This is a genomic window from Neorhizobium sp. SOG26, from assembly GCF_003491345.1.
GTDB lineage: Bacteria > Pseudomonadota > Alphaproteobacteria > Rhizobiales > Rhizobiaceae > Neorhizobium > Neorhizobium turbinariae.
The window spans coordinates 3,178,515-3,195,979 of the sequence record NZ_CP025512.1; the positions used below are offsets into that span (position 1 = coordinate 3,178,515).

Annotated in this window: 18 protein-coding genes; 10 read left to right on the forward strand and 8 right to left on the reverse strand. The window is 62.7% G+C overall.

Annotated features, from left to right (window positions below; all coding sequences use genetic code 11):
* The first annotated feature begins 4 nt into the window (after positions 1-4).
* Genes CYG48_RS15590 through CYG48_RS15610 form a run of 5 tightly spaced genes read left to right on the forward strand, consistent with a single transcriptional unit; the run spans position 5 to position 3,887 of the window.
* Positions 5-982 (forward strand): branched-chain amino acid ABC transporter permease, encoded by a 978-nt coding sequence (locus CYG48_RS15590; RefSeq protein ID WP_245450352.1) that lies wholly within the window; start codon positions 5-7, stop codon positions 980-982.
* Complete coding sequence (locus tag CYG48_RS15595; RefSeq protein WP_118851208.1) at positions 975-1,724, forward strand: ABC transporter ATP-binding protein; 750 nt, start codon at positions 975-977, stop codon at positions 1,722-1,724. The genes CYG48_RS15590 and CYG48_RS15595 overlap by 8 nt, the downstream gene beginning before the upstream one ends.
* On the forward strand, positions 1,724-2,407 hold the full coding sequence (locus CYG48_RS15600; RefSeq protein WP_118851209.1) for an ABC transporter ATP-binding protein: 684 nt from the start codon (positions 1,724-1,726) through the stop codon (positions 2,405-2,407). Before CYG48_RS15595 ends, CYG48_RS15600 begins: the two co-directional genes overlap by 1 nt.
* Before the next feature lie 4 nt (positions 2,408-2,411).
* Positions 2,412-2,927, forward strand: coding sequence for a MarR family winged helix-turn-helix transcriptional regulator (locus CYG48_RS15605; RefSeq protein ID WP_118851210.1), 516 nt, complete (start codon positions 2,412-2,414; stop codon positions 2,925-2,927).
* A 30-nt stretch (positions 2,928-2,957) separates the two neighbouring features.
* Positions 2,958-3,887, forward strand: coding sequence for a glutaminase (locus tag CYG48_RS15610; RefSeq protein WP_118851211.1), 930 nt, complete (start codon positions 2,958-2,960; stop codon positions 3,885-3,887).
* Positions 3,888-3,958: 71 nt separating this feature from the next.
* Here the strand turns inward: CYG48_RS15610 and CYG48_RS15615 are convergent, their stop codons facing one another.
* The 4 genes from CYG48_RS15615 to CYG48_RS15630 all read right to left on the reverse strand — a co-directional run bounded on the left by CYG48_RS15615 (position 3,959) and on the right by CYG48_RS15630 (position 8,219).
* Positions 3,959-5,476, reverse strand: coding sequence for a tripartite tricarboxylate transporter permease (locus tag CYG48_RS15615; RefSeq protein ID WP_118851212.1), 1,518 nt, complete (start codon positions 5,474-5,476; stop codon positions 3,959-3,961).
* A 21-nt stretch (positions 5,477-5,497) separates the two neighbouring features.
* Positions 5,498-5,992 carry a tripartite tricarboxylate transporter TctB family protein gene (locus tag CYG48_RS15620; protein ID WP_118851213.1) on the reverse strand — a complete coding sequence of 165 codons (495 nt, stop codon included), beginning with the start codon at positions 5,990-5,992 and terminating at the stop codon, positions 5,498-5,500.
* Positions 5,989-6,933, reverse strand: coding sequence for a Bug family tripartite tricarboxylate transporter substrate binding protein (locus CYG48_RS15625; RefSeq protein ID WP_118851214.1), 945 nt, complete (start codon positions 6,931-6,933; stop codon positions 5,989-5,991). Before CYG48_RS15625 ends, CYG48_RS15620 begins: the two co-directional genes overlap by 4 nt.
* Positions 6,934-7,148: 215 nt before the next feature.
* Positions 7,149-8,219 carry an ABC transporter substrate-binding protein gene (locus tag CYG48_RS15630; RefSeq protein WP_118851215.1) on the reverse strand — a complete coding sequence of 357 codons (1,071 nt, stop codon included), beginning with the start codon at positions 8,217-8,219 and terminating at the stop codon, positions 7,149-7,151.
* Here CYG48_RS15630 and CYG48_RS15635 point away from each other — a divergent pair.
* The 3 genes from CYG48_RS15635 to CYG48_RS15645 all read left to right on the forward strand — a co-directional run bounded on the left by CYG48_RS15635 (position 8,218) and on the right by CYG48_RS15645 (position 11,011).
* Complete coding sequence (locus CYG48_RS15635) at positions 8,218-8,877, forward strand: DUF1993 domain-containing protein (RefSeq protein WP_245450353.1); 660 nt, start codon at positions 8,218-8,220, stop codon at positions 8,875-8,877. The two genes, CYG48_RS15630 and CYG48_RS15635, sit on opposite strands and share 2 nt — an antisense overlap.
* A gap of 68 nt (positions 8,878-8,945) precedes the next feature.
* Positions 8,946-9,623, forward strand: coding sequence for a response regulator transcription factor (locus tag CYG48_RS15640; RefSeq protein ID WP_118851217.1), 678 nt, complete (start codon positions 8,946-8,948; stop codon positions 9,621-9,623).
* A complete protein-coding gene (locus CYG48_RS15645) occupies positions 9,620-11,011 on the forward strand; it encodes a sensor histidine kinase (RefSeq protein ID WP_118851218.1) in 1,392 nt (463 codons plus the stop codon). Before CYG48_RS15640 ends, CYG48_RS15645 begins: the two co-directional genes overlap by 4 nt.
* On the opposite strand, the gene nagA is transcribed toward CYG48_RS15645, so the two are convergent.
* The 4 genes from nagA to CYG48_RS15665 are packed head-to-tail and all read right to left on the reverse strand — an operon-like array spanning position 11,012 to position 14,877.
* Positions 11,012-12,184 carry an N-acetylglucosamine-6-phosphate deacetylase gene (nagA, locus tag CYG48_RS15650; protein WP_118851219.1) on the reverse strand — a complete coding sequence of 391 codons (1,173 nt, stop codon included), beginning with the start codon at positions 12,182-12,184 and terminating at the stop codon, positions 11,012-11,014.
* Complete coding sequence (locus CYG48_RS15655) at positions 12,181-13,212, reverse strand: SIS domain-containing protein (RefSeq protein WP_199925159.1); 1,032 nt, start codon at positions 13,210-13,212, stop codon at positions 12,181-12,183. Before CYG48_RS15655 ends, nagA begins: the two co-directional genes overlap by 4 nt.
* A 16-nt stretch (positions 13,213-13,228) precedes the next feature.
* Entirely contained in the window at positions 13,229-13,993 is a 765-nt protein-coding gene (locus CYG48_RS15660; RefSeq protein WP_118851220.1) for a GntR family transcriptional regulator, read from the reverse strand.
* The gene (locus CYG48_RS15665; protein WP_118851704.1) at positions 13,990-14,877 is read right to left on the reverse strand and encodes an N-acetylglucosamine kinase; all 888 of its coding nucleotides are present in this window, start codon (positions 14,875-14,877) and stop codon (positions 13,990-13,992) included. The genes CYG48_RS15660 and CYG48_RS15665 overlap by 4 nt, the downstream gene beginning before the upstream one ends.
* 206 nt (positions 14,878-15,083) lie before the next feature.
* On the opposite strand from CYG48_RS15665, the gene CYG48_RS15670 reads away from it, so the two are divergent.
* Both CYG48_RS15670 and CYG48_RS15675 read left to right on the forward strand, forming a co-directional pair.
* The gene (locus CYG48_RS15670; RefSeq protein ID WP_118851221.1) at positions 15,084-15,998 is read left to right on the forward strand and encodes an N-acetylmuramic acid 6-phosphate etherase; all 915 of its coding nucleotides are present in this window, start codon (positions 15,084-15,086) and stop codon (positions 15,996-15,998) included.
* Positions 15,999-16,021: 23 nt separating this feature from the next.
* Complete coding sequence (locus CYG48_RS15675) at positions 16,022-17,272, forward strand: ABC transporter substrate-binding protein (protein ID WP_118851222.1); 1,251 nt, start codon at positions 16,022-16,024, stop codon at positions 17,270-17,272.
* Positions 17,273-17,465 lie beyond the last annotated feature (193 nt).

Genomic DNA, 17,465 nt, shown 5'->3' on the forward strand with positions numbered 1-17,465 from the left:
GATCATGATCCTGACCCGCGAAAACCTCATCAACCTCATCCTGGCCGTTGCTTTGCTGGCGATCCCGCTCATTGCCAATGCCGCCGGCCAGCCATTCTACATCACGCTTGCGACCCGCGTTGCGATTCTGGCGCTCGCGGCAACCGGCCTGAACCTGGCCCTCGGCGTCGGTGGTCTGGTTTCCTTCGGCCATGCGGCATTCTTCGGCATCGGCGGTTATGTCGCCGGCATCCTCGCCTCGCACAGCTTTTCGGGTGAACCGGTGCTCTTTGGCCTGTCGGGCACGAACCAGATGTGGATCATCTGGCTGGTCGCCATGGCGCTTGCCGGTTTCGTCGGTCTTGCCATCGGCGCCATCAGCCTGCGCACCTCGGGCGTCTACTTTATCATGATCACGCTCGCCTTTGCGCAGATGGTCTACTACTTCGCGGTGTCCTGGCCGGCCTATGGCGGCGAGGATGGCCTGTCGATCCTGGTGCGCAACCAGTTCCCCGGCGTCATGACCATGGTGCCGATGAACTTCTTCCTCATCTGCTATGTCATCCTGTTGGTCGGCATCGCGCTTTTCGCGGTAATCCGCGCCTCCCGCTTCGGCGCGGCCCTGCAGGCAGCCCGGCAGAACGAGGTGCGCGTCGCGACGGTTGGCATCCAGCCTTACCGCATCCGGCTGACGGGCTTCGTGCTGTCGGCCATGATCACGGGTCTTGCCGGCGCGCTGTTTGCCGATCTCAACCGCTTTGTCAGCCCTTCGATGCTCTCCTGGCACATGTCGGGCGAACTCATCGTGCTGATCATCCTCGGCGGTACTGGCAGGCTCTTCGGCCCGCTCGCAGGTGCAGCCCTTTATGTCGCGTTCGAATATGCGCTTGGCGGCATCACGGAACGCTGGCAGTTCTTCCTCGGCCTGATCCTGCTGCTCGTCGTGCTTTTTGCCCGCGGTGGCCTCGTTGGCCTGCTTGCCGGAAAGGCCAAACATGGTTGAGCCGATCCTCCAGATCTCGAACCTCGTCAAGAATTTTGGTGCCCTGCGGGCCACCGATGGCGTGACGCTTGATCTTCGCCCGGGTGAAATCCACGCGCTGATCGGCCCGAACGGGGCTGGCAAGTCGACGCTCATCCACCAGATCTGCGGCACGTTGCGCCAGGATTCCGGCAGCATCCGCTTTGCGGGCCAAGATGTCGGAGGCTTGAGTGTCGCCGAACGGGCACGGCTTGGGCTCGGCCGCACCTTCCAGGTGTCGTCGATTGCGCCGGAGTTTTCGGCACTGCGCAATGTCATGCTGGCCGCCCAGGCCAAGGAAGGTTCAAGCTTCCGCTTCTTCAACCCGGTGATGCGCGACCAGGGCCTGATCGACAAGGCAATGGCTATGCTGGAGCGTGTCGGGTTGACCGAGCGCGCCCGCATTCCCGCCGCTGAGCTCTCGCATGGCGAACGGCGCCAGCTGGAGATCGCCATGGCGCTGGCGCTCCGGTCGAAGGCCTTCCTTCTGGATGAGCCGATGGCGGGCATGGGCCCTGAAGGCTCAAAGGCGCTCACCCGTTTCCTCGATACGCTTCGCCAGGAAGCACCGATCCTGCTGGTCGAGCACGACATGGACGCCGTCTTCGCGCTCGCCGACCGTATCTCGGTGCTGGTCTATGGCCGCGTCATCGCCACCGGCACGGTAGACGAGATCCGGCGCGATCCGACCGTCCGCAGCGCCTATCTCGGAGACCACGACTGATGTTGCTCCAGGTCGAAAATATCGCCACCTTCTACGGCAGCAGCCAGGCGCTGTTCGGCGTCGATTTTGCCATGCAGGAAGGCGAGGCGGTCGCGCTGATGGGCCGCAACGGCATGGGCAAGTCGACAACGATCAAGTCGATCTGCAACCTCATGCCGCCACACTCCGGCCGGATCGTGTTCGGCGGCAAGCCGACCGATCGCCAGCCGCCGCACAAGGTGGCAAGGCTCGGCATCGGCCTGGTGCCGGAAGGCCGTCGCTGCTTCCCGAACCTCACCGTGCACGAAAACCTCGTTGCCGCTGCGCGCCCTGGGCAGTGGACCCTTGAGCGAGTCAACGATCTCTTCCCGCGGCTCAAGGAACGGCATGCACAGATGGCGCGTTCCTTGTCCGGTGGCGAACAGCAGATGCTGGCGATCGGCCGCGCACTGATGACGAACCCGCGCCTTCTCATCCTTGACGAAGCAACGGAGGGCTTGGCCCCGGTGATCCGCCAGGACATCTGGAGCGCCATCCGCAGGTTGAAAGATGAAGGCCTGTCCATTCTTGTAGTGGACAAGACGCTTTCGGAGCTTTTGCCGGTTGCAGACCGCTGTGTCATTCTGGAAAACGGAAAAAGCGCCTGGAGCGGCAAGCCGGCCGACCTGACGACCGAACTGCAGGATCGATATCTCGGGGTGTAAAGCGATGGATGGGGAAGTGGCGAGCGCCGATCTGGAACTGATCGTCCATGGACCACATGGCAAGAACAAGCCGGAAACCCGGCTGTGGCTGCGCATGCTTTCCACGACGAAGCTTATCACCACGGAAATTCGTCGCCGTCTGCGCAGCGAGTTCGGCGCCACCTTGCCGCAGTTCGACCTGATGGCGCAGCTCTACCGCGAAAAGGACGGCCTGCGCCTCGGCGAATTGTCCAAACGTACGATGGTCACCAACGGCAACGTCACCGGCCTCGTCGAGCGGCTGGAAGCGGACGGCCATGTCCAGCGCCTCACGCCGGAAGGCGATCGCCGCGTCACCGTTGCCATTCTCACGCCCGATGGCATCTCGCTCTTCGAGCGCATGGCAGCGGCGCATGAAGGCTGGCTGCGCGACATCATGGCCGATGTCGACCCAGCGATGATCGCCTCGCTCTGGACGGAAATCGGCGCGGTGAAAAGCTCCGCCAGAAACCATCTGTCGGGCAGCGCCTTCGAACAGTAGGCGCCCCAACGCCGCGCTCAAGAGATTCCCATGCCAGACCTGCAGGCCATCGTCGACGAGATCCACGAGAAGCTTCAGCCGCGTCTGGGCGAGGGCAAGGCCGCCGATTACATCCCCCAGCTCGCGCATGTCGACCCGAAGAAGTTCGGGATTGCGGTCATCGATGTCGATGGCCAGACCTACAAGGCCGGCGACGCCGACGTTCCCTTTTCCATCCAGAGCGTCTCGAAGGTCTTCACGCTGACACTGGCGCTCGGCAAGCACGGCGAAACGACCTGGAACCGCGTCGGGCGCGAGCCTTCGGGTTCGGCCTTCAACTCCATCGTGCAGCTCGAGCATGAGGAGGGAAAGCCTCGAAACCCCTTCATCAATGCTGGCGCGATTGCCGTGAGCGACCTTGTGCTCGCGGGCCACACACCGCGCGAAGCGATTGGTGAAATCGTCCGCTTCGTGCGCTACCTCGCGGATGACGATACGATCGCGATTGATCCGGAAGTGGCAAAGTCGGAGCACGCCACCGGCTATCGGAACTTTGCGCTTGCCAACTTCATGCGCTCCTTCAACAAGCTTACCCATCCGGTGGAGCATGTACTGGGCGTTTATTTCCACCACTGTGCGCTCGCCATGACCTGCACCCAGCTTGCCCGCTCCGGCCTTTTCCTCGCGGCTTCCGGCCGCAATCCGCTGACGGGCCACACGGTCGTATCGCGCCAGCGGGCGCGTCGCATCAACGCACTGATGCTCACCTGCGGCCATTACGATGGCTCCGGCGATTTCGCCTACCGCGTCGGCCTGCCCGGCAAGAGCGGCGTTGGCGGTGGCATCCTGGCGGTAGCGCCCGGCAAGGCGTCGGTCGCCGTCTGGTCGCCCGGCCTCAACAACCACGGCAACTCGCTGCTCGGCTCACTGGCGCTGGAAATGCTGGCGCATCGCACCGGGTGGTCCGTCTTCGGACCGTGAGGAATTTCCCAACACCCCCAAAAAAAAGCCCGGCGTCGAGCCGGGCTTTTTTTTGGTGTCCAAACTTAACCTTAGTCTTCGCTGGCTGCCATCTGGGTCAGCACATTGCCGCGTCCGCGCAGGCGAAGCACCAGCGGCAGGATCAACGCGATGGCTGCCAGACCCAGGAGCACGGCTGCAATCGGCGACTGCACGAGTGTCGTCACGTCGCCCTGGCTGATCGACAGCGCACGGCGAAGCTGCTGTTCTGCAAGCGGGCCGAGGATCAGGCCGACGATCACAGGCGCGATCGGGTAGTCGAACACGCGCATGACATAGGCGACGAGGCCGAAGACCAGGAGCATGCCGAGCTCGAAGACCGACGGGTTGGCGCCGATCGTGCCGAGCGTCGCAAACACCAGGATGCCGGAGTAAAGCCATGGCTTGGGGATCGTCAGCAGCCGGACCCAGAGGCCGACGAGCGGCAGGTTCAGCACCAGCAGCATCAGGTTGGCGATGAGCAGCGAGGCAATCAGACCCCAGACGAGCTGCGGGTTGGTCGCAAACAGAAGCGGACCCGGCTGCAGGCCGTATTGCTGGAAGCCGGCGAGCATGATCGCTGCGGTGGCGGAGGTCGGCAGGCCAAGCGTCAGCAGTGGCACGAGCGTACCGGCAGCCGATGCATTGTTGGCAGCTTCCGGACCTGCAACGCCTTCAATCGCACCATTGCCGAATTCTTCAGGGTGGTTCGAAAGGCGCTTTTCAGCGGCGTAAGAAAGGAAGGTGCCGATTTCGGCGCCGCCGGCCGGCATGGCGCCGATCGGGAAGCCGATCACGGTGCCGCGCAGCCAGGGCTTCCAGGAGCGGGCCCAGTCCTTCGCGGTCATCCAGACAGAGCCACGGATGGCCTCGACCTTGTCGGGTGCCTGGGCGCCCTGGGCGGCGATAAACAGCGTCTCGCCGATCGCGAACATGGCAACCGCCATGGTCGTGACTTCAATGCCGTCGAGCAAGTCGGGGACGCCAAACGAAAGGCGGTTCTGGCCCGTCAGCTGGTCGATGCCGACAAGCGAGAGTGCCAGGCCGATGAAGAGCGACGTCAACCCGCGCAGGGCAGAATTACCGAAGGCGGAGGAAACGGTGACGAAGGCCAGCACCATCAGCGCGAAATATTCACGCGGTCCGAAGACCAGCGCCAGCTTGACGATGTAGGGAGCAACGAAGGCAAGCGCCAGCGTCGCGATCAGGCCGGCCACGAACGAGCCGATGGCGGACGTCGCAAGGGCCGGACCACCGCGCCCGGCGCGGGCCATCTTGTTGCCCTCGAGAGCGGTGATGATCGAGGCGCTTTCGCCCGGCGTGTTGAGCAGGATCGAGGTCGTCGAGCCGCCATACATGCCTCCGTAATAGATGCCGGCGAACATGATCAGCGATCCGGTCGGATCGAGCTGATAGGTCACGGGCAAGAGCAGCGCCACGGTCGTCGCCGGGCCGATGCCGGGCAGGACGCCGACCATGGTGCCGAGCGTCACGCCGATGAGGGCGTAAAGCAGGTTGATCGGCTCCATAGCCGAAACCAGACCCTGCATAAGGAAGTCGAATGTGCTCATGATCTCAATCTCGAAGCCTGATCAGTGGATCAGGTTTTCCAGTGGGCCTGCCGGCAGGGAAAGCTGCAAGACGACGGCGAAGAGCCAGTAAATGGCAAAACAGAGGACGATGCCGACCGGAATGCTGATCCAGATCCGGCGTGCACCGAAACCTGCCGCAGCAAGGCCGAAGAGGACGCCCGTCGCAATCGAGAAGCCGACGAGGCGGATCAGCACCATCTGCGCCAGGAGACCTGCGACCACCCAGGCGACCGGCTTGATTTCCTGCCGTTCTCGCTGGGGGAAGTCACCCTTGAAGGAGGCAACGACGGTCCAGATGGCAAGGCAGATCAGGACGATGGCGATCCAGTCGGGAACCGTGGCCGGTCCCACCTGCGAATAGCCGCCCATGTCGCGCAGGCGGGCGACATCGAAGAAGATGATGGCCGCCATGATGGCAAGCACGGCGGCAATAGCAAGCGCCGCCCAATCAGGGCGGCGCTGCGAACGTGTCTGTTCGTTGTGGTCCAGGCTCATTTAACCAGTCCGATATCCTTCAGGATGGCTTCAGTCGCCGTGATATCCTTGGCGAGCTGTTCTTCAAATTCCGGGCCGGCGAGGTAGGTGTCGATCCAGCCCTTGGTCTTCAGGTTGTCCTGCCAGGTCTTGGACTTGGCGAGCTTTTCGATGTCAGCCGTGACGGCTGCCTTCTGCTCGTCGGAAAGGCCCGGGGCAGCCGCAACCATGCGCCAGTTCTGGATCACGACGTCGAGGCCGGATTCCTTCAGCGTCGGGGCGTCGATGCCTTCGATCTTCTCGTCGGACGAGATGGCGAGAACGCGCAGCGCACCGGCCTTCACCTGGCCTTCGAATTCGCCATAGGAGGAGATGCCGGCCGTCACCTGGCCGCCGAGGATAGCAGCAAGCGCTTCGCCGCCGCCGGAGAAGGCGATGTAGTTGACCTTGGTCGGGTCGACGCCTGCAGCCTTGGCAACGAGGCCAGCGGTGATGTGGTCGGTACCGCCGGCCGAACCGCCGCCCCAGGAAACCGCGCCCGGATCAGCCTTCAGCTTTTCGACGAGGTCGGCCATGGTCTTCACTTCGGAAGCCGCCGGAACCACGATCACTTCATATTCGCCGGTCAGGCGAGCGATCGGGGTTACGTCCTTCAGCGTGACGGGAGACTTGTTGGTCAGGATCGCGCCGACCATGACGTAGCCGCCAACCATCAGCGCATTCGGGTTGCCCTTCTGCTGGCTTGCGAACTGCGCGATGCCGATCGTGCCGCCCGCGCCCGGGACGTTCATGACCTGCACCTTGTCGGAGATCTTCTCCTGCTGCATGGCCGTCTGCATCGTGCGGGCGGTCTGGTCCCAGCCGCCGCCAGGCGCTGCCGGAGCCATGATCGTGTAGTCGGCTGCAGCAGCCGGAAGAGCGATGGCGCCCGCGAGAATGGATGCGAGGAAGAAATGTTTCAAGGATGTGTCCTCCGTTGAGCGTCTTGAGTTGACGCGACATTATTTGACATGCGGCGGTGAAGCGTTTGCAAGGCTGGAAGCCTGCCTGTCATCCTCCGCAATCGGGTCCCGCCTCCAAACGGGGCCGAATGTGTCTAAGCGATCACAAAAACCTGACATCAACCTGACATCCCGCGTCGCTTGTTCACGAGGATGTCACGGAAATGCCCGATTTGCTACTGCAGTCGCAGCACCTCGTTCCAACGCGAGATGAGCCGGGCGCGCTTCACCTGGTCGAGATAGACCATCAGCCCGAGGCTCACCGGAACCGGCTTCAATTGGCCGCCCAGCATCTCGCGCATGGTGGTGGCCGTATTGTTGCCGGCCACTTCCGGGCTCACCGCCGGGATTTGCAGTTCGCGGGCCATGATCGTCTGGCCTTCCTTCGACATGAAGAACTGCAGGTAGCGCTTTCCAAGCTCGGGTGAGGCTGCTGCCTGCGGCACCAGCCCGATGCGCGACATCACGACGGTATAATCCTTCGGCAGCACGATCCCGACATTCGGGTCGTGCTTGGCCCAGTCTGCGGCATAGGAGCCGACGATGTTGTAGCCCAGCAGGAAGCGCCCGTCGGCCACCCGTTCCAGGATCGCACCGCTTGTTGAGTAGAGCTTGACGCCGGCCTTGCCCATGGCGCCGACCACCGACCAGATGTCGCCGAACTGCTCCTGGTCGCGTGACATGAACAGGAAGCCGACGCCGGATCGCTCGATGTCATAGGTGCCGATCCGCCCGTGCACAGCGTCGCCACGCTCCTTCAGGAACTGTACGAACTCGGCGCGGGTCGAGGGCGGCGGCCGGTCTTGGAAGCTCGGCTTGTGGTACACGAAGACGGCCGGCTCGAAGGTCAGTGCGTAGACTGTGTTGCGCCAGTTCGCCCAGCTTGGCCAGAGCCCGCTGTTCGGCAGGTCGCTCTGTTGCGCATAACCATCATTGGCAAGCTTCACCTGCAGGTCCATGGCGGAGGAGAAGGCAAAGTCGGCGGTCTTTTGTCCGGCATCCGTTTCCCGCACGATCCGGTCATAGATCTCGCCGGTCAGCATGTCCTCGTAACGCACCGCGACATCCGGGTTGGCGGCCTGGAAACTGGTGATCATCGGCTTCGCAAGTGGCGCGTCGAGCGACGAATATACCGTCAGCACGGGTGCGTCGGCCCGGCCCGACAGGGCGGGAAACACCGTTGTATCGGCTGCGGCAAACAGGGGCAGGAGCGCAAGGTAAAGCGAAAGGAACAGGAGCCTTTTCATGGGCGCGAAGAATGCCTCATCGGCGCGTGGTGGGCAAGCTGAACGAGCGCCTCCGCCGATACGCCGCACCGCTTGTATTTCTCCATCCTCTGCCTACCTCTGCACCGCCTGCGCCAAGCCGGCGCTCCACCTGAACCCAAGGTTTCGCCCCATGTCGCTTTCGCTCTACGATGTCACGATCCCCGTCTTCCTCCGCAACTTCGCCAACCTCACCGAAATCCTGAAGAAGGGCGAGGCCTTCGCGGACGAAGAAGGCATGGCGCATGAGGAGCTACTTGGCGCTCGCCTCATCGAGGACATGCACCCTTTGACGGCGCAGGTTCAGCGCGCCAGCGACACCGCCAAGTTTGTCGCGGTCCGGCTCGGCCGGGTCGAGAACATGCCGATGGCCGATGACGAAAAGACCTTCGCCGATTTGCATGCGCGCATCGACAGGACCGTCGAGTTCCTGAAAAGTGTCGACCGCGCCAGCATGGATAACCGCGAAGATGCTGAAGTGGTGCTCACCACCCGTACCGGTTCCACCACCTTCACCGGCACCAGTTACGTGTTGAACTTCGCGCTGCCGAACTTCTTCTTCCACGTCACGACAGCCTACGACCTGCTGCGCCACAAGGGGGTGCCGATCGGCAAGATGGACTATCTCGGCCGCGCGTAACCATCTGTCCGCCCTGGCCGTGACATCCCCGCTTCATCCGGTATAATTGCTGGGAAACGGGGTATTTCGTGCGCATTCTTCTGGTCGAGGATAATCAGGCTCTGGCCGAAGGGCTGACGGCAATCCTGCGCGGCAGCGGTTATGCTGTCGATGCGGTTGCCGATGGCGCATCGGCGGAGGCGGTGGTGGCCGCCGAGGCTTATGACCTCGTCATCCTTGATCTCAACCTTCCGGAAATGGACGGTTTGGACGTGCTGCGCATGATGCGCGCCCGCCAGAACAAGGCGGCCGTGATGATCCTGACCGCGCGCGGCACCCCGGAGGAGCGGGTGAGGGGGCTCGATCTCGGCGCCGACGACTACATGATCAAGCCCTTCGATATTTCCGAGTTCGAGGCGCGGATCCGCGTGCTGCTGCGCCGCCAGGCTGGCTTGCGAAGTTCGATCGTCAATTACGGCGGCGTCACCTTCGACCTCACCTCGCGCAGCTTTTCGAGCAATGGCGTGCCGCTCGATATTCCCGCCCGCGAAGTCGCCCTGCTCGAACTGCTGTTTCTGCGCGCCGGCAAGGTCGTCTCCAAGGATGCGATCGTCGGCTCGCTCACCGGTTTTGACGAAGACCTTTCGGCCAATGCGATCGAGCAATATGTGAGCCGGCTTCGGCGTCGCCTCGCACCCCACGGGCTGACGGTGAAGACTGCCCGCGGCATCGGATATTACCTCGAAATGCTCGCGCCCGCCTCATGATGGCGCCGCCGCGGTCCCCAACCTATTCCCTGCGCCGCTGGCTGCTGGCCTGGCTGTTGCTCGCCACCGCCTTCATCGGCACCATCGCCATGATCGACACCTGGGATGAGGCGGTCGATACAGCCAACGAAGTCTCCGATCGTGTTCTTGCCGGGTCGGCGCTGGCAATCGCCGAACGTGTCGTTGTTGCCGAAGACGGCTCGCTGCAGGTCGACATCCCTTATGTCGCGCTGGAGATGCTGACATCGGCGGCGCAGGATCGGGTTTTTTATCGCGTGGATGGGCCGCCCGGCCACTTCATCACCGGCTATGGCGACCTGCCGTCGATTCCACGTCGTGAAGGGCAAGCGGCGGCTTACGAGGATGCGCATTACCGCGGCGAGCCGATCCGCATTGCGGCGCTCGCCCGCTCCGCCTCTACCGGTATCAATTCCGTGCCCTTCATTGTCACCGTGGCCGAGACCACCATCGCCCGCCAGCAGCTGACCCAGACCATCCTCATCCGCTCGGCGCTGCGCCTGCTGTTCATGATATTTGGTGCTGCGGCCATCGTCTGGGTGGCCGTCACGCTTTCCTTGCGGCCGCTCTACCGCTTCAGCGAGGCGATTGCGGAACGCAGCCCGGACGACCTTCACCCAATTGATGAACGTGTACCGAACGAGGTCCAGGGCCTGGTCGATACCGTGAACTCGTTCATGGTGCGGCTTGAAAACGCGCTCGACGCTCTGCGCCACTTCACCGGCAATGCCAGCCACCAGTTGCGCACCCCGCTGACGATCATCCGCACGCAGCTGGCGCTCGCCGCCCGCGCCCCGACTGTGGAGGACGCAAAGGATGCCGCGCGCAAGGCCGACGAGGCCGTTGCCGATGCCGAACGTATCCTCGCGCAACTGCTGCTGATGGCAAAGATCGATGCGGCAAAGCGCTCGACCGCAATGCAGGCGATCGATCTGACGACGCTCGCTCGCCAAGCGACCGCCGATCATATTCCGGCCGCGGCTGACGCCGGGATCGATCTGGGTTTTGAAGGCGAGGGCGAGGTATCTGTTCTAGCCGAACCGCTGCTGATCGGCGAACTCATCAAGAACCTGATCGGCAACGCGCTGCTTTATGCCGGCAGCGGCGCGGAAGTGACGGTGCGGGTGCGAGGGGAAAATCAGGCAGCTGTGCTGGAAGTCGAAGACGATGGTCCCGGCATTCCTCCTGCCAAGCGCGATGCGGTGCTCGAACGGTTCGACCGCGGCGGCCGAACGGATCATGCCGGCACAGGCCTTGGCCTGCCGATCGCGGAAGACATTGCCCGGCTGCACAACGCCAGGCTTTCCCTGTCCGACGGCCACGCGGGCAGGGGCTTGAAGGTGGAGCTCCGGTTTCCGGAGCGCCCCTGATTATTCCTGATGCACCTTCTGGCCGTCGATCCAGGTGCTCTTCATCTGCAGGCCGTCGGTCAGCAGCACGAAATCCGCGTCGAGCCCCGGCCGCAGCGCGCCCTTGCGCTCTGAAAGCCAGGCCGCTTCCGCCGGATAGGTGGAGGCCATGCGCAGTGCCTCCTCGACCGGCAGGCCGAGTTCGCGATGCACGAGCCGGATCGACGAGATCATGTCGATATCGGCGCCCGCCAATGTGCCGTCGGCCAGCGTCAGACGGCCGTTCTGCCGCAGGATTTCGCGTCCGTTCAGCGTAAAGCTCGTCATGTCGGTGCCGATCGGCGACATCGCGTCGGTGACGATGAAGATCTTGCCCGGCCCCCGTTTTGCGCGAAGCGCAATACCCATCGCGGCGGGATGCACATGCACGCCGTCGCAGATCATGCCGGCGTAAAGCGAACCGGTATCAAGCGCCGTGCCGACCATTCCAGGTTCGCGGTGCGCGAGCGGGCTCTGGGCGTTGAACAGGTGGGTTACGGTGCGGATGCCGGCCTTAGCGTACTGCTTCGCCGTCTCGTAACCTGCCTCGGTATGACCAAGGCTCACCATGAAGCCGGCGTCTGCCAGCCGCCGCACCTGGTCAACCGTGACGTTTTCCGGTGCGATTGTGATCATCATCGCGCCAAAGGCTCCCTTGCAGGAGAGCATCAGCTCGATGTCCTTCTCTTCCATCGGCCGGATCAGCTTTGGATCATGCGCGCCCTTGCGAGCGATCGAAAGATGAGGTCCTTCGAGGTGAAGCCCGAGGAAACCAGGAACGCGCTGCGCACTCGCCTGCTTGCCCGCTTCCACCGCAGCGCGGGTGGTCTCGTAGGTATCGGTGATGAGCGTCGGCAGAAGGCTCGTCGTGCCGAACTTGGCATGTGCCGAGCACATCTGCCGCAGGCCCTCGACGCTCTGGTCCTCGTTGAGCAGAACGCCACCACCGCCATTCACCTGCAGGTCGATGAAGCCGGGCACGACCATGCCGCCACCTGCATCGACCGTCTTGATGTCAGGCTCAAGCTCGGCGACCGGCTGGATCGCCTTGATCTTTCCGTCTTCGATCAGGAGCGCGGAATCGTCGTGCCAGAAGGTCCCGTCGAAGATGCGGGCTCCGACAATCGCCGTTCTGCTGGTGCTTGGCTCGTTCATAACGTTTCCGTCACTTTCTTCAGCGCAACCGGTGCGTCCGGATTGAAGCCCTTGGCGCGCGACCAGGCTTCCACGAAGCCGTAGAATGGCAGGATCAACGCAAGTGCATCGGTGATCGGGTGGCCGGTTTCGATGAACGGCAGCTTGTGCGCCGTCTTCGCCCCGTTCGAAGTGATGAAGGCCAGCGCCCCCTTGGCCGCGAGCCTATCGGCAACCTCGAGTGCCGAACCTTCCGCAGCGTCGCGCGCCGCAAAGGTCACGACGGGGAAACGCTTTTCCACCAGCGCCACCGGACCATGCAGCACTTCCGCCGCGGAATAAGCTTCCGCATGCATGTTGGAGGTTTCCTTGAACTTCAGTGCCGCTTCGCTGGCGATGGCAAGGGCGGGGCCGCGACCGAGCATGTAGAGCGATTCTGCTTCGCCAAGCTCCTGCGCAAGTGCGCTCCAGTCGAGTTTCACGGCCTTCTCGAAGTGACCCGGCAGCGCACGCACGGCCGCCTTCAGCGCCTCGTCATTCACCCATTCCGAAAGCAGCGCGAGGCCAGCGACGATGGAGTTGACGAAGGACTTTGTCGCAGCGACGGCAAGTTCCGGCCCGGCATTGATGTCGACGGCATGGCTCGATGCACTGGCGATCGGGGAAGGCAGCGTGTTCGTGAGCGCAACGGTCAAGGCGCCTGATTTGGTAGCAGCTTCGGCCATGGCAACGATGTCCGGGCTCTTGCCCGACTGCGAAATGGCAATCGCCGCACCGCCATCGAGCTTCAATGTCTTGCCATAGATCGAAGCGAGCGACGGCCCGAGCGAGGCAACCGGACGGCCGGCCGTCAGCTCGACCGCGTATTTGATGAAGGTGGCGGCATGGTCCGACGATCCGCGCGCAATGGTGATCAGGAAGGCTGGATCCTTCTCCCGCAGTGCCAGACCGGCGGCAGCAAGCTGAGCGGCCGAACCATCCAGCAGTCGCGCTGCCGCTTCCGGTATCTCGTTGATCTCCTTGCGCATATTCGTCATGTTGGTCTGCATTGCATCATCCTTGTCGTCATTTGGAGCCAAGCGAAAGCTCGGCCACGAAATCATAAGCATCGCCGCGGTAAAGCGAGCGGGTGAGTTCCACCACGCGGCCGGATGCGAGGTAGGAGACCCGCTCGATCGACAGTCCGGCCGCCCCGACCGGAACCGCCAGCAGCCCGGTTTCCGGGTTCTTCATGTTGCAAGCGGAGATTCGCTGGATGGCCCGCACCGGCCGGGCGTTCTTCTTCTCAAGCTCGGCATAAAGGGAACCTGTGACAGACATTGGATCCGGCAAGAACTCGGCGGAAATACTGGCGTGTTCGATGGCAAGCGGCAGGTCGTTTCCCATGCGCAAGCGCCCGAGTCGCGCCACCCTGGTTCCGGGCGCCAGCCCCAGCATCATCATTTCCTCGGGTGAGGGGTGAAACAGCCCCCGCTCCAGCCATTCGGAACGCGTCACCAGGCCGCGCCGCGCCATGTCTTCCGTGAAGGAGGTCAGGCTCGTCAGCGGCTGTTCCACCCGTGGCATCGGCTTCACGACAAAGGTGCCGGAGCCATGTTTTCGGGTCAGAAGCCCATCACGGACCAGATCATCCACCGCCTTGCGCACGGTGACGCGGCTCACATTGGCGTAGTCCGCGAGATCGCGTTCGGGCGGCAAGGCATGTCCGTGCTCCAGCCGGCCGGACCGGATCGCCTCTTCGAGGCTTCGGCGCAGCTTCACATAAAGCGGCCCGGTCCCCGCAGATTGCAGGCTCTGAAGCGGCAGCAATGCGGCGAGCGTCTCGTTCATGCCGTGAGCGTCTCTTTGCGTCCAAAGGTCTGGATGGCGAGCGTCACCGCGCCGGTCAGCGCATCGGCGAGTGGAGCGGAAATTCGGCCACGATGACGTTCGGCAAGATAGGGCGGGTATAGCGGCCCGAGACCACCAAGCAGGCAGAGCCGGCCGGTGTTCCGCGTCAGCCGGCAAACGGCATCGAGCGCTTCATCAATGCAGGCGGCACCCTGGCGCAGGATGCGCAGCGCCGTTTCGTCGCCACGTGCCGCATGTTCGAACACTTTCGGTGTAAACCGCCCGAAATCGCCGGGCCTCGCCAGCCGGGCAAAATCCACCACGGTTTCCGGGTTGTTGCCGAACTCGGCAAGGATCGCTCGTGTGAGGTCCGTCGGCGGGCGGATCGCGTCATGCGCGAGCAGGCTTTCCTGCAGTGCCATCTGCCCCAGCCGCGCGCCGGAGCCGAGATCGCTGACCTGGAAACCCCAGCCGGCAATCGAATGCAGCTTGCTCTGATGGCGCGCGATGTAAACCGTTCCAGTACCGACGATGCCGATCGCGCCGTCCTCGTCGCCGATTGCGCCCTGGAGCGCGATCACGCCGTCGGACACGATGTCAGACTGCCGGAAAGGAAGACGGGCCGAAACGTAGCTTACTGCATCGCCGACATTGTTGCCGGCAAGGCCAAGGACGGAGGAGGTTGAAGCGAGGTCCGGTACCAGCCCGGCTTCCTCGAAGGCGCGGCGCGACGCTTCCTCGATATGCCGCAGCGCCGTGTCAGGGTCGGTCAGGATATTGGAGGCACCGCTTTTGCCCCGACCGATGATCCGGCCAGTCTCGTCTGCCAGCGCTGCCCGGCAACTGGTGCCGCCGCCGTCAATGCCCAGGAAATAGCGCGTCATGAAGACCTCCGACACAAACAATACCAAAACAACACCAATAGCCAAGCCCGTTTTCATTTGCCGCAGAGACGCGATGCTAACAGATTGAGCGAGCTGAAAAATTATTGCGTCTGGGCGCGCGCGTTTGCTTTCTGTTCATCGCGGTTAACTTTCCCTCTGGACAATTGGTATTTTTTTGGCATCAATTATAGAGAGGGAGAAATCGGATGAGCGAAAAAGCCACCGAAGCAAGACATGGGAAAGCGGAGGGGCTGGATCGCCTGCCTCCGATGGAAATCCTTGCGCTCCTCGCCAAGGGCCAACAGGCGGCGTCGCACGCTGTCGATGCGGCCATTCCAGAGATTTCGAAAGCAGCAGATCTCGTCGCGACCTCGTTGAGAGCGGGCAGGAAACTCATTTATGCCGGTGCCGGCAGTGCAGGCCTTATGGCCGCCGCGGATGCCATGGAACTACCGGGTACCTATGGCATCTCGCCTGAGCGCATCACCATACTGCTTGCCGGTGGCTTGCCGCAAATCGCTGATATCCCGGGCGGTCCGGAAGACGATGCCGAACTTGGGGAACGCGATGCCGCGGTAATCGAAGCCGGTGACTGTGTGCTCTGCGTTTCCGCCAGCGGCACCACGCCTTACACCTTGGCCGTTGCCGAAACCGCCCGTCGCCATGGTGCAAGCGTCGTCGCCATTGCCAACAATCCCGGCGCGCCACTGTTTCGCGATGCCGATGCCGCGATCCTGCTCGCAACGCCTCCGGAAGTCATTGCCGGTTCCACCCGCATGGGCGCCGGCACGGCGCAGAAGATCGCTTTCAACATGCTGTCGACGCTCGCGGCCATCAAGCTTGGCCACGTGCATGACGGCCACATGGTCAATCTGCGTGCCGATAATGAAAAGCTGCGTATCCGCGCTGCTCGCATGGTCGCCGACATCGTTGCGGTTCCATCCGATGAAGCGCGGATCTGGGTCGATGCCGCTGACGGCTCGGTGAAAGTTGCCGTGCTGCTCGCCGCTGGCGTCGAGCATGCGGAGGAGGCGCGGGCGATGCTTGCCGAGAATGGCGGATTGCTTCGGACCGCGCTTGAAGAAATACAGCTGAAAAAGAGTTCCATGAAGCGCGCCTGAAGGCGCAGAAGAGGGAGAACATCATGACTCGCATTTTGAAGGGTGTGCTTTTTGCCACGACGGTGCTGGCGCCGGGCATGGTTTTTGCACAGACCAACCTGACGATCGAAAGCTGGCGCAACGACGACCTGTCCATCTGGCAGGAAAAGATCATCCCGGCGTTTGAAGCAAAGAACCCCGACATCAAGGTCACCTTCGCGCCGATGGCGCCGACCGAATACAACTCGGCCGTCAACGCCAAGCTCGAGGCGGGCACCGCCGGCGACCTCATCACCTGCCGTCCGTTCGATCTGTCTCTTGGCATGTTCCAGAAGGGCCAACTCGCAGCGCTGAACGACCTGCCGGGCATGTCGAATTTCTCCGACACGGCAAAGTCCGCCTGGACCACCGACGACGGCAAAACCACCTTCTGCGTGCCGATGGCGTCCGTCATCCACGGCTTCATCTACAACAAGAAGGCTTTCGAGGAAGTCGGCGTCGAAGTGCCGAAGACCGAAGACGAGTTCTTCGCGGTTCTCGAAAAATTCAAGACGGACGGCAACTACATCCCGCTCGCCATGGGCACCAAGGACCAGTGGGAAGCCGCCACCATGGGCTACTACAACATTGGTCCGAACTACTGGAAGGGTGAGGAAGGCCGCAAGGCGCTGATCGCCGGCGAACAGAAGCTCACCGATCCGCAGTGGGTCGAGCCTTATGCAACGCTTGCCAAGTGGAAGCCCTACCTCGGTGATGGTTTCGAAGCCCAGACCTATCCGGACAGCCAGAATCTCTTCACGCTTGGCCGCGCCGCCATCTATCCGGCGGGCTCGTGGGAAATCGCACCGTTCCGTGCCCAGGCTGATTTCGAGATGGGCGCCTTCCCGCCGCCGGTAAAGAACGCTGGCGACACCTGCTACATCTCCGACCACAACGACATCGGCATCGGCTTGAACGCCAAGGGCAAGAACCCGGAAGCCGCCAAGAAATTCCTTGAATGGGTTGCTTCGGCGGAATTTGCCGAACTTTACGCCAATGCACTGCCGGGCTTCTTCAGCCTCAACTCCACGGCGGTGAAGATGGACGATGCACTGGCGCAGGAGTTCGTTTCCTGGCGTGAAAACTGCAAGCCGACCATCCGCCCGAGCGCAGCCATCGTCGGCCGCGGCCAGCCGAACCTCGATTTGGAAATGTGGCGCGTCTCGGCCAATGTCATCAACGGCACGCAGACCCCGGAAGAAGCTGGCGCCGAGACCCAGAAGGGCCTCGACAGCTGGTACAAGCCGGCGAAGTAACGTCGTTATCCATGATTGTCCCTCACCCTGACCCTCTCCCGCATGCAGGGAGAGGGGAATTGGGCAGCGAACTCTGATCTCCGAGAATAGGTGGAGAGGGCGCGGCATATTGTTTCTCCCCGGTTGACGGGGAGAAGGTGGCGGCAGCCGGATGAGGGGTATCTCAAACGTCTTGAATAGAAATACCGGAACC